The sequence below is a fragment of the Rhizobium sp. UBA1881 genome, assembly GCF_002338015.1.
In the GTDB taxonomy this organism is placed as follows: domain Bacteria; phylum Pseudomonadota; class Alphaproteobacteria; order Rhizobiales; family Rhizobiaceae; genus Rhizobium.
The window spans coordinates 2,565-15,646 of record NZ_DDHH01000002.1 but is presented as its reverse complement, the minus strand read 5'-3'; the positions used below and the strand labels follow the sequence as shown (position 1 = coordinate 15,646).

The window sequence follows — 13,082 nt, the reverse complement described above, 5'->3', positions numbered from 1 at the left end:
GCGCGAACGAGAAATGTCATTGTGTTTGCGTCTTACTGCGTCGTGCGCAGCCGCGACTGTTGCCATTTGGCGACAGCCAATGGTTCGTCGTCCTGGTGTTCGTCTTGAGCCACCAGGTGCCGGCGATACGCAATGAAACCGGAAAGATAGTGCTCGACATCGTCGATCCGTGTTCGAAACGCGTGGTGACGAATGAAGAATGAGCCAGCGACCCGGTCGGGCTCTTGCATGTCCATGGCAAGTTCGGGCCAGAAGTGGCCGTTGAGAAGATGATACGCGCGCCGCGTGAGCGCTTTATCGAACGCACCGAGATCCACGCATGCGAGAAGATGTCCGTGTTTCGGGTCCCTTTCCAAGCGGGCGAAGACCTCACGGGTCGCCATCATCAGTTCGAGCAGTGTAGGAAAGGTGGTGAGGCGCCGCGAAACGAAATCCAGGTGGTCAGCAATATTGTCGATTGCGAAGCGGTAGTAGCGCTCCTCGGGGCAGTGATGCGTGAGGTCCCTGGCGCAGTAGGCCAGCCAGTGATCATGGTGTCGGGCGTGGCCGGCGTCGATGAACGTATCGAAGGCCGCGCGCGCTGCCGTTAACAAACTCGTGTCCGCCGTCAGATCGTATAGACGCAGAAGTGCCAAAACCGCTTCGCCATCGTAATAGACGATGCGAAAGGCCTGCTTGGTGCACAGGCTCGGATAATGCAAAACGTGGCGGAAGCCGCCACTTTCCCGGTCTTGCATGAAACACAGGCCTGCCGCCAGACGATGCATCAGCGCAAGATGGCCGCGATCGCCGCTCACTCTTGCGTGCTCGACAAGTGCGATGATCGCGGCTGCGTTGCCGCCGAGCTTGATCTCGCCATCGGCTTCCACAAGGAATGCAGCCTTCGTTCCGTCGGGCAGCATCACATCCCGGATCAGCGTGGAGACCATGAAGTAGAGGGATCGCTTGATCGCCTCCGCCAGGATCGTGCTGTCGGTGACCGCAAGCGCTTCGACCATGGCATAGGTCGTGCTGGCGTGCCTGAGTGCATTGTAGTTTTCGATACGGCGGCCGAAGGCGGCGTGAAAGCCGTAGTGGAAGCGTCCCGCCCGGTCGACTTGCCGCGCCAGATAGTCGGCTCCGTCGTCAATGAGCGATGTCACCATTGGAACCGTGAGGCGCTCCACGACCCGCCGGCCAGCATTGCGGCCGGTCGGGTAGAGATCGTGGATCAGATCGCCGTCAAAGAACACACCTTTCGATGTGAAAATGTGGACGGGCGTCGCATCGTCGAGACGGGGAGACGGGCGGTCGGGAAAGCGGCGACGCGCATAGGTGCTGAAGTTGGGTTCGTTGATGCCTGCCATGGCTTCGCCAGCGCCGCGGTCGAGCATGGCATTGGCGTTCAGCTCCTGTTCGATGAACGCCCGCTCGAACCTTTCGTCCAGGCTCAGACCGAAGCGAAAGTAATTGCGCTTGGTTTGAGCCAGGATCGTGCCCAGCGCTGCAAGTGACGAGGGCGCCACTGCCATCGGCCAATCGACGCGCAGCCAGAAACGATCACCAATCAGGCGTCGACGCAGATCCATCACCCTGTCAACGCCGATGTTCCAGGCGGCATCGAAGTCTGCGTCGCTTACCGTTGTCACCACCGCCCGCTCGCTTCCGTCGGTGAACGAGAAGAACAACACGACCGTGGGATAGGGATGGGGCAATTCCTGCCGGTTTGCGCGGACGTGCTCGCGCAAACCCGCCAGATCGCCTGCCGCTATCGCTTTCGAGCTCATGCGTCAGCGTTCCCGCATGGCTTCGCGCGCTTTGTTGAACGGCTTGATCAGGTAGTCGAGTACGCTCTTCTCACCCGTATGGATATCGACGGTGGCGATCATTCCAGGCGAGATCGGAAACTCCTTGCCGGCGCCGTTTCTCAGTGCGTCTTTGTCCGTCTTCACGAAGACCCGGTAATAATAGATCTTGGGATCGACCTCATCCTGGATCGTGTCGGGCGAGATCGTTACCACCTTGCCGTCCAAGCCACCATAAATGGCGTAGTCATATGCGGTGATCTTCACTGTCGCGCGCTGATCGGGGTGGACGAAGGCGATGTCGCGCGGCGACATGCGCGCTTCGATCATCAATTGGTCGCCGAGCGGTATGATGTCCATCAGCTTGCCGTTTGGCGGCACGACACCACCGATCGTGGACACCTCGACATTTTTGACGATGCCGCGAACGGGCGAGCGCAGGGTCAGCCGCGAGAGGCTGTCGGTGCGTCCCTTGATGACCGATCGAAGCGATGCGACATCGGCGTTCGCCTTGGAAAGCTGTTCGCGCGCCTCGACGATGTACTGCGTCTCGACCTCGACCTTCTTGAGTTCGAGTTCGGCTTGTTCGCGCTTCAACCGGATAATCTCAACGCTGCTGGCAGCTCCCATCTTGGTGAGCCCTTCGTTCACACTGAGCTCCTGATGGATCAGTCCCAGGGCTTCGTTGATCCACCGCAACGTTTCCTTCAGATTTCCCTGGCGAGCCTCGTAGAGCTTGGTCTCTGTGGCGGTTAGGTCGGGATAATCGTTGAGCTCCTTCGGAAAGCTGAGAGGTGCCTGGTTCACCTCGGCCGTCAACCGCGCCGCACTCGCCAAGGCGGCGCGGTACTTGGCCGTCGATTCACCCACGGCAGACTCGGTGATCGTCGGGTCGAGCTGCGCCAGCAGCTGCCCTGCCTCGACGATCTGGTTTTCCTGCACCATTAGCGTTGAGACGATCCCGCCTTCCAGCGATTGGATCACCTGCTCGCGGCGGATCGGAACCACCTTGCCGTCCCCGGTCGAGACTTCGTCGAGAACAGAGTAGTTCGCCCAGACAACCCCGATGACGAGGATGAGCGCGAGCAGCTTGACGACCCTGATGGCGCCCGAAAGGCGCATCGCGTCGTCGCCGCCGAAGTGCCAGCTATCGTCGATGGCGCGAGAGAAGGATGTGCTCATGGCGTGCCGCTCCCGTGCGACGGGTGTTGTTCGAAAGCCTGTTCGAGCCTTTGGCGCTGGCCGAGCGCGCTTTCCGGCGGATACGTCGCTGGTTCTCCCCTTAACAACCGGAGCGCCTCTTCTTTCGGCGCGTCTACGACGACGCGGCCCTTGTCGAGCGCCACGATACGGTCGATCAAGTCGAGGACGCGCATCCGGTGTGTGGCAATCACCACTGTCTTACCGCGGCACCAGACCGCGAAGCGACGTATGAAAAGGCGTTCCGTCGTCTCGTCCATCGAGGCCGTCGGCTCGTCCAGCAGGACCACTGATGGGTTGCGGATCAGCAGGCGTGACAAAAGCAGCGCCTGTTGTTGGCCGCCCGACAGTCCGCGCCCGCCTTCGTCGATCAAATGATCCAAGCCCTTCGGCATCGTGCGGATGAAATCGTCGGCGCCCGTCATCTGCAACGCTTCGAGAACGGCCTGCTGCGACGCGCTTTGTGCGCCCAGAAGAACATTTTCGCGGATTGTGCCGTGAAACAGCCGCGAATTCTGGGTCAGTAGGCCGACTTCGCGCCTGAGGTCATTGGGGTCTATCTGTTCCATCGCCAGGCTGTCGATCAGCACCTCGCCCGATGCCGGCTCGATCTGGCCGGAAAGTGCCTGGAGCAGCGTCGATTTGCCAGCGCCGTTCTTGCCGAGGAGGGCGACAGTTTCTCCCGCGTCGATCTTGAGCTCCGTCAGTGACAAAGCGGGTTTGCCAGAGGGCTGTCCGTAGTAATACTGCGTATTGCGGAACTGGTATTGGCCAAGCAGCGAGCCGACCGATAAACGGGTCTCGGCCGGCGGGTGGTCGACAGGCATTTTCATGATCATGTTGAGGCTGTGAAGCCCGATCTTGGCATGCTGGAAGCGGCTGAGAACCTGGGTCAGTTGCGCCATCGGCGCCATCATCCGCGAACCGAGGATGGAGCATGCAACAAGCGAACCGGTGCTCATGTCTCCCTTCATTACGATCGGCGCGCCGCAAAAGACGATGACGGCGAAAACGCCCGTCTGGACGCTGTGGCCCCAGCCGGTGAGGATGCTGGTGATGTAGCGCAGGCGGACCTGCGCATCGGCACTGGCATTGTTGAAGCTGTTCCATTTCTCCTGGAAAACGCCTTCTGCCTGCAGGGCCTTGATATCCTCGATACCCTGGACGGCTTCGACTAGCATGGCATTGCGCAGGGAAGCCTCGCGCATGGCCTGGCCGGCGCATTGTTTCAGCTTGCGTTGAGCAAGCAGCCCGGGCGCGATCATCAAGATGAGAGCAACCGCCGGAATAGCCGCGAGCCAGCCGCCGATCAGCGCCATCAGAGCCAGAAACACGAAAAAAAACGGCAGGTCGGCAATCGCGGCGACCGTCGTCGATGTGAAGAGGTCACGCACCTGCTCAAGGTCGCGTAGCTGCGCGATGAACGTACCCGTCGCCTTGGGCCGGTTCTGATTGCGCACCCGCAGCGCGTGCCCGAAGACCACGTCCGAAATCTTGATATCCGCGCGCTTACCGAGAATGTCGATGATGAGCGTCCTGATTTTGCGCATGATGAAATCGAATACGATCGCCAGCATGACACCGATGAAGAGGACGATCAGCGTACTCATGGAGTTGGCCGGCACGACGCGGTCATAGACCTGCATCGAGAACAGGACGCCGGTCACCGACATCGCGTTGGCAACGAGGGATGCGAGCAGCACGTAGCCGTAGGGGCGCAGGTCGTCCAGGGCGAGCTTTCGAAACCAGCCATGCGTGTCCGGCGCGATATAGGCATCGACACGCTCGTCCGTGCGGGTGCGCGTATCGCGGGCGACCAGCAGATGCGCAATGCCGTCCTTGAGATGCGTGAGCGGAATCCATGTCCACTGGCCGTTATCCTCCGCGAAGGTGATCTTCGCCTCACCGTCGCCAAGCTCGGTGATCAGGCCGACCGAGCCGTCGGTGAGCTCGAGAAGCATCGGCAGCCGCCGGCCGGTGATGCCGCTCTCAACAGGCTCCACCGGCTTGACGTCGAGGCCGAAGCGGCGCGCCAGCTTTTCGATCCGACGCAATCCGGCCGTCGGCTCCTGCATGATGGGCAGATAGCTGTTGGCCGATCGTGAGTGGGCAATACCGTAGTGGCTGGCGAGCAGCCCCGTTACCTCGATCCAGCGCAGAGCACGCACGTCGTTCGGTGCCGCAGTAGGGTCCGTTCGCGCCGACTGTGGTCCGACGGGATGGCTGTGTTCACCGGTGGCCTGAGGGGTGCCGCGCTCGGTCGCTCTGTTGTTTGTCACGTCCATCGCAGATCTCCCGAGCCTTCTACACGACCGGCAACTTGTGTGATGCCAAGTCGTCGTCAGGCTTGATCGGGTCGAACGGGTCGATCGGCGCCGACACTGCGGGTTCGGCCGTAATCACCGGCGCTGGCGTGTCGGAGACAGCTGGAGCAAGCGCCGCAGCGGCATTGGCGACGCCGGCATCGTGCGACAGACTGGCGAGGCCCGACAGATCTATCTCCTGTCCGCCCTGATCGGGGATGAGAGCGGCGCTGCCGTCCGCGACCGGGTGTGCCATCGCATCGTCGGCGGCATGCGTCGTGCTCACAGTGTCGTGCGTGGTGTCGGCTCTTTGTTCAGCCGCCGTATGCGTGCTGTCGTGGCTTGCGTCCAATGCGTCGCCATCTGCCACGGCAAGGCTGATGACCCCGGCCGTTGCTGCCGTGGCGGTGGACGTATCGTGCACCCCAACGCCTATGCTCAGATCAGCGTTGAGCGCATTCCCCGTGTCGGGATCGAACACCGTAACGGTGAAATGGTCGGTGCCGCCCGACGCCACGCCAGCATCGGGGGTGTAGGTGTAACTTCCGTCGGCGTTGATCACCAGCGTGCCGAAGCTTCCAGCCACGCTGACGCTGCCATTGACGATCGCATGCGCATGTCCGCCAAAAGCGACAGAGCCGATCTGCAAATCGTCGACGCCTGATCCGGACGCTGCGCTGTCGATGAAGTTGCCGGTGGCCTTTTCTCCGACAGCAAGCGTTACGTGCTCGGTCAGGTCAGTGGCCACGACGGAAATGTCGCGGGTCAGCGCGACGCCGATATTGACCCCGGCGTCGGGCACCAGCGTTGCACGATAGGTGCCTGCAGGAATGTCATGCAACGCAATCGTCCCATGCGTGCCGCCCAGCCCGAGAAGATCAAGAGCGAGAATGCCGTTCTGGACCTGGTTGCCGAGATCCCCGGGGCGAATCCAGGCGCCACCTTGGAAACGCTCGATGATGACCGTGTAGCTGCTGAGCACGCCAATCTGCAAAAGTCCGGCGATGCCGAGGTCGATGGAAACGTTATTGGTGTTCTGGCTGAGATCGAAGTTGACGACCGGCTGGTTTGCTGAGCCGAGGTTGACGCTCGCCAGCGTGCCGATGTTCAGGCCCAGCAGGTCGAACTGCGTGTCGTGCGCGGTCGATGGTTGCGCCTCGGGCACCTCTGTGACCGTGCGGTCGAGAAACGCCGTGTTGCTGGCGTTGGAGAGACTGAAATCCAGACCAGGAGCGAGGATATCAGTGGGAAGCGAGATGTTTCCGGATGCGTCATGCAGCGTGACCTCCAATTGCCCGCCATTGACCTGTGCCGGCGACAGCCCGATGCTGAATGCCCCATCGACACCCACCAGACCAGTGCCGACAATGGTTCCATTGGCATTCACGATGTTGACGGTCGATCCGGCCTCGCCGTGACCCGTCACCTCGGTTCCCGAGGCGTTGACGGCAAGGCTGGTGGGGGCGTCGGGCGGCAGCAAATCCGTGGTTCCGATCGAGCCGGGATCGGAGGCGTTGCCGGCGACGTCCTTGAGGACGACCGTCAGCGCTCCGCCATCGGCCTGTGCCGGCGAAAGCGTGGCGCTGAAGGCGCCGCTGGCGTCCACAAGGGCTGTTCCGACCGCAACGCCGAGCGCGTTGAAGATCGTCGCCGTCGCACCGACTTCGCCATGACCCGACAGGGTCGAGCCGCCGCTGCCAAGCACAAGATCAGTTGGAGCAGTTGGCGCCACGAAATCAGGCGTACCCGTGGCTCCCGGCGCCGAGGTGTTTCCGCTGGCATCCCGCTGCACGACTTCGAGTGGTGCCCCGGTAACCTGGGCGGGAGAGAGGCCGATCGTGAACGCCCCGTTCGATGCGACCACGCCGGTTCCGACCACCACACCGGCAGCATTCGTCACTGTCACGGTGGCGCCGGCCTCGCCGGTGCCTGAAAGCGAGGTTCCCGTCGCATTGACGCCAAGCCCGGCTGGCGCGTCGGGGGCGGTCAGGTCCGTGGTCGCAGCCGTTGCCGGCGTCGATGCATTCCCTGCGGCGTCGGCCAGCACCACGGAAAGATTTTCGCCGGTGGCCTGGGACGGCGACAATGGCACGGTAAAGACACCGTTTGTGCCGACCGTTGCGGTGCCGACTTCATCGCCGGCCGCATTCTTGACTGTTACCGTCGCACCCGCTTCGCCGCGGCCTGTCAGCACCGTTCCCGCGCTGTTGACGGCAAGGTTGCTGGCTGCGTCGGGCGCGGTCAGGTCCGGCGTCCCAATCGTTCCGGGTTGCGATGTTCCGCCACCGTCGGTCAAGGTGACCCGTAGATCGCCGCCATCGACCTGTGGTGGATTGAGGGCTATCTCGAAGGTGCCGTTGGTCGCTACCGTTCCTGTCGCGATCACAGTGCCGTCGGCTCGCGAAACGGTAACGGTAGTGCCGGCCAGGCCGCTACCTGTCAGCTCCGTTCCAGTGTCGTTCACGTCAAGGTTATCGGGCGCTGCGGGAGCGCCCGGGTCGGGAGCAAGCACGGTGGCGGCGGTCGAAATGTTGCCGGCGACGTCCGCCTGGATCACGGTCAGCGTTTGTCCGTCGAGTTGTTCCTGCGAAAGAGGAACGCTGAAGGTGCCGTTGGCGCCGACGGTTGCCGTCCCGAGGATAGTGCCGGTCGGCCCAGTGACGGTCACTTTCGCGCCGGCCTCGCCGAGACCCGTCAATTGCAGGCCATTGCCGCTTACCATCAACGCCGTCACTGCATCCGGTGCCTGGATATCCGTCAACGGTAGGGTTGCGGCCTGAGAGGCATTGCCGGCCGCATCCTGCAGGGTGATTTCCAGGCTGCCACCTTGCGTCTGCGGTGGATCGAGGGTGATCGTGAAGGTGCCGTTGGTCCCAACGAGCCCCGTGCCCACGGTGACGCCGTCGGCGTCCTTGACCGTCACCGTGGCGCCGGCTTCACCACTCCCGGTCAGGACCGCGCGCGTTATATCGACGGCGACATTGCTCGGCGCCAGCGGTGCGGTGAGATCGGGGGTCGCAATCGAAACAGCGTCTGAGGGGTTTCCGGCAGCGTCCTCCAGCCGCACGGAGAGATCGTCGCCGCTCGCCTGCGCCGGATTGAGCGTGATCGAGAAGGCACCGTCTGGGCCGACGCTGCCGGTCGCGACCGGCTCGCCCGCTGCATTGGTGATAACGACGGTCGCGCCGGCTTCGCCACGCCCCGTCAGCAGCGTTCCCGACACGTTAAGTGAAAGATTGGTGGGAGCATCAGGTTCGAGAAGATCGGCCGATGGCACTTGAACGGGAGCCGAGGCGTTGCCAGCGGCATCCGTCACCACAACGCCAAGATTGCTACCGTCTATCGGCGCCGGTGCGAGCGCCACGGAAAAGTGACCGTCGTCGCCGATCGTCGCCGTTCCAATGGGATCGCCGTTTGCCGCTGTCACGGTTACCTTGGCGCCCGGTTCGCCCTGACCGCTCAAGGTCTTTCCGTCGTCGGCAACCACAAGCGTCGTCGGTTGGCCCGGTGCGGTGAGGTCGGGGGTGGAAACGGTGGCAGTGGCCGATTGGTTGCCCGCAGGATCCGTGAGCGTGACGGTCAACGCGCTGCCATCGGCCTGAGCGGGAGAGAGCCCGACGGTCAGAAGTCCGCCCGGAGAGACCGTCGCTGTGCCCACCACCGTTCCTGCGGCATTGGTCACGGTCGCCGTGGCCCCGGCCTCGCCATGTCCAGTAAGAACAGTTCCAGCACCGTTGACGTTAAGATCGGATACGGCGGCTGGAGCAGAACTATCCGTCGTGCCGATCGCCTGCGATGCGGATGTGTTGCCGGCCGTGTCCTGAAGGACCACGCTCAAAGGGCGCCCGTCCGCCTGCCCGGGATTGAGCGTGACGCTGAATGTTCCATCGGCCCCGACCAGACCGGTTCCGACCAATACGCCGTCGGCGGTCGTGACCTTTGCCGTGGTCCCAGCTTCGCCGTGCCCTGTGAGAAGTGTGCCTGTCGCGTTGACGTTAAGATCGGATGGGGCAGGGGGAGCCAAATGATCCGGGGTCGTCACTATGGCGGGAGGCGAATTGTGACCAGCCGCGTCGGTCAGCGTGACCTGCAGCGCACCGCCATTGGCTTGCGCCGGTGCCAGCGAAACGACGAAGGTGCCGTTCGGCAGAACCGTTCCCGTTGCGACTGCATCGCCGGCGGCGTTCTTGACGGTTACCGTTGCTCCCGGTTCACCCCGGCCGACAAGAAGCGTTCCGGCATCGTTGACATCAAGATTGGTCGCCGCAGCCGGATCAATAAGATCGGGCGAGGCGATGATGCCGGGCTGTGATGTGCCATTGAGGTTTGACAGCACAACGTGCAGATCGCCGCCATCGGTTTGCGGCGGTGCCAGCGTTATCGAAAACGTACCGGCCTCAGAGACCTGGCCTGTTCCGACAACGACCCCGGCGGCATTGGTGACCTTGACGGTAGTGCCGCTCGTACCTTCGCCGGTGAGGATCGTGCCGAGCGCGCTGACGACAAGATCGGTGGGTGCTGGAGGAGCGTCGGGATCCGGAGCAAGGACAGAGCCGGGCAGCGAATGATTTCCGGCAGCATCCGTCAACACGACGGTTAGCGGGACGCCGTCGGTTTGGGCGGGATCGATTACAACGGTGAATGTGCCATTCGGGTTGACGGTGTCCGATCCGAGCGTGACGCCCGCGGCATTGGTAACGGTAACGGTAGTACCCGGCTCGCCACGGCCCGATACCGTCGTTCCGGCATCGTTGACAAGCAGACCAGTCGGCATGTCTGGCGCTTGATGATCAATCAGGTTGAGGGTAGCTAGAACCGACTTGTTGCCCGCCGCGTCCGTCAGTACGACGCCGATCGCGCCGCCCTGTGTCGGGGCCGGGGACAAGGTGACGCTAAAGCTGCCATCATTGGCAACTGTTCCACGTCCAATCGTAACGCCATTGGCATCCGTGATAGTAACCGATGTTCCGGCCTCACCATGGCCGGTCAGCACCGCGCCGCCCTGTGCGGTGGCAAGCCCGGTCGCTTGATCCGGAGCGATCAGATCCGGCGTGCCGACGGTTGCCGCGGTCGACGTATTGCCGGCGCTGTCGGTGAGCGTGACGGTCAGCGCGCCGCCGTCTGCTTGCGCAGGGCCAAGGGTGATTGAAAAGACGCCGTTGGCACCGACTGTTCCCGTCCCAACGACCTGGCCAGCTGCATTGGTGATTGATACGGCCGCGCCGGCTTCTCCAAGCCCGGTGAGCGCTGTACCCGTTCCATTGACATTGAGATTGGTAGCGGCGGACGGCGGATCCGTGTCGCCGTCGGAATCAGAGTCAGAATCGGCATCGGCGTCCGCATCAGCGTCGGAGTCCGCGTCTGAATCACTGTCATCGCCCGAAGAGCTACCGCCGCCGCCTCCGGCGGCCATCGCAAGGCCGCCCGCTGCAAGCGCTAGCGGCAGCGCTATCCCGAGTACGGATCCGGCGCCGGTACCAGCTCCGGCGCCAACCAACTGGTCGACCGCGCCCGCGGGTTCGAAGGCAATGTCGCCGGCTGCATCGGTAACGTCGCCGATCCACACCTTGCCGGAAGGATCTTGAAGCAGCAGCTCGCTCTGCTCGCCGCCCTGGCTGTTATAGAACCCGTGGATATCAATGGCGTGGCCATCTTTGAGATGGATAATGAGGTCGTTGCCAGAGCGGGTGGTCGAGACGATGTCGCTGGGCGACAGGGAAAGCTTCACCGTGCTTGGTCTTTCGAGGACGATTTTGTCCTCAGCCATCGTTGTCGTCTTGCCACTTACCTTGTCCGAAACACTTGCGACCATCGACAGGCTCCTCATCAGTACGGTATCGCATCAGCAGGCAATCATTCGCGGTCACGCCCGCTTGCGCGGTCGCGTTCAACATGTTGCCCTCGTGTTGTGTGTGCCGCCTCCCAGAAACGACGGGAGGCTCCGGGTCATTGCCCGGAAAGCGTCCGCGTACTTTAGAACCTGTCACAATATGCGGCAGGTTCAACCGCAAGAATGGACGCGATGTCACTTACAATTTAGAGATTATGAAATAGCTCGTTAGGCTTATGGGCAAGCGTTCCGCAACGGGACAGCCGAAAACGGATGCTCGCCGTCATTCTCATGGCTCTTGGCAGCGAGCTGCCCGTTTGCGGAACAGCACCGTGGGGCTGATATTCAAGCTGGACCGGGTGCTTTGGATTTGCCGCCGATATTGTCGACACGGCTCGTGGAGCCGGATGTTAGCCCAAAGAGATCACGCAGCCGACCGGCGGCGTAGGCGCACTCGATATTCAGCTTATAGAGATCGAAACGCGTATTGATCGCATCGAAGCGTGCTGCATGGAGTTCCTGATCGGCATTAAGGACATCGAGCAGCGTACGTGTTCCAAGATCCAGGAACTGCTTCTGATAGAGATCGCGCGTCTCTCGCATCATCGGCTGCCGTGATTCCAGCGATCTCAACAGCGCAGTCAGGCTCAGCACCTGTGCGCTGGACTGGTTCCAGCTCGTCTGGGCATCGAGCGTTGCCGCGGCAAGTGCGGCTTCCGATGACTGCGCGGCGTATTTCGCGGCATTCTGTCGAGCCTTGAAGGCGCCGCCATTATAGAGATCGCCCTTTATCTTGAGGCCGACAATGTAGTCGGGATCCTCCTTGCTGTCCCACATGTCGACCTGGCCCGTTGCCTCGACCGCAAGGGTTGGCAGCATCTCGGCGCGGGCGAGCTTGACGCGGGCGTCCGCCTCCCGCTTGCGCGACTTTGCTGCGACTACGGCGGGTACAGTATCCCATGGCGGCGGCGAACCGGCGCAGGCACGGTCCAGTTCCGCCGGCAAGGCCGATGTGAGTTCAACCGGCCGCGTCGCACCCACAAGCGCGTTGAGCGTGCTCGACCATCGCTGCTTTTGCGCGCTGATTTCGATCGCACGAGATTCAGCGGTCTGCACACGCGCCTGCGCCTGCAGCTTGTCGGATCGCGTGCTGGCACCGCGATCCGTTCTTGCTTCGACGAGCTTGGCGATCGATTGCACGTCGTCGATCTGATTGGTCGCCACACCAGAGAGGTTCTGGGCACGCAGAACCTCCATTGATGCCAGTGCGGTATCCCTGATCACGTCGTCAACGCTCGCGAGAAACTCGGCCTTTCTGACGTCTTCGACCGCGGTTTCTGCCTCTACTCGACCCGACACCTTGCCGAAGTCATATATCATTTGGCTGGCCGTGAGATTGAAGCGCGGTGCCCAAGAGCCGCGATCGTCCCGCTCAAAGCCGAAGTTCACGCCGCCGCCTACCGAGGGAAGATACCCTGATCTGGCGTCAGCAATATTCTCACCTTGTTCCTTTATCCGCCCTATTGCCTCACGAATTGCCGGGTGCCAGTCGACAGCGCGACGTACCGCCGAACCCATGTTGGAAACGGGCGCTTCCGGTTCAGTCGCTACCTTCAGTGGCGCGCCCGCAGAGTTTGTGCTTGTGGCAGTGATCGATCCTGTGTGATTGGGCTCTGTGGTCGATGGAGTAGGTTTTTGCGCGCAGGAGAGCTGCACGGCCGCAATCGCGGCGATGAGGCCAAGCGGCCAGCGGCCAAAATGCATTCCGGGGCTCCCTAGACCGGAGATAGCGACTGCAACCGGCCCACGCGACACCAACGGCTGGTAGATATCCACGCATTTGGATGATGCAACTATAGGTGATTCGTTTCTTTGCGCAAAAAGAAAGATCCCGGGAAATGACAAGCATAGGTGGCGGCCACTCGCCTGACGAAGCTTCGCAGAGGAGAACTTGCGTTCGAAGAG

General features: G+C 62.2%; 5 protein-coding genes. All 5 read right to left on the bottom strand.

The window, feature by feature from the left end:
* Nucleotides 1–32 precede the first annotated feature (32 nt).
* On the bottom strand, nucleotides 33–1,766 hold the full coding sequence (locus tag B3605_RS00080; protein ID WP_112943176.1) for a hypothetical protein: 1,734 nt from the start codon (nucleotides 1,764–1,766) through the stop codon (nucleotides 33–35).
* Nucleotides 1,767–1,769: 3 nt separating this feature from the next.
* The gene (locus B3605_RS00075) at nucleotides 1,770–2,966 is read right to left on the bottom strand and encodes an HlyD family type I secretion periplasmic adaptor subunit (protein ID WP_113009619.1); all 1,197 of its coding nucleotides are present in this window, start codon (nucleotides 2,964–2,966) and stop codon (nucleotides 1,770–1,772) included.
* A complete protein-coding gene (locus B3605_RS00070) occupies nucleotides 2,963–5,269 on the bottom strand; it encodes a type I secretion system permease/ATPase (protein WP_296431455.1) in 2,307 nt (768 codons plus the stop codon). Before B3605_RS00070 ends, B3605_RS00075 begins: the two co-directional genes overlap by 4 nt.
* Before the next feature lie 19 nt (nucleotides 5,270–5,288).
* On the bottom strand, nucleotides 5,289–11,099 hold the full coding sequence (locus B3605_RS00065) for an Ig-like domain-containing protein (protein ID WP_112943173.1): 5,811 nt from the start codon (nucleotides 11,097–11,099) through the stop codon (nucleotides 5,289–5,291).
* A gap of 363 nt (nucleotides 11,100–11,462) precedes the next feature.
* Nucleotides 11,463–13,082: TolC family outer membrane protein (locus B3605_RS00060; RefSeq protein ID WP_296431452.1), on the bottom strand; the 1,620-nt coding region annotated here is incomplete at its 5' end.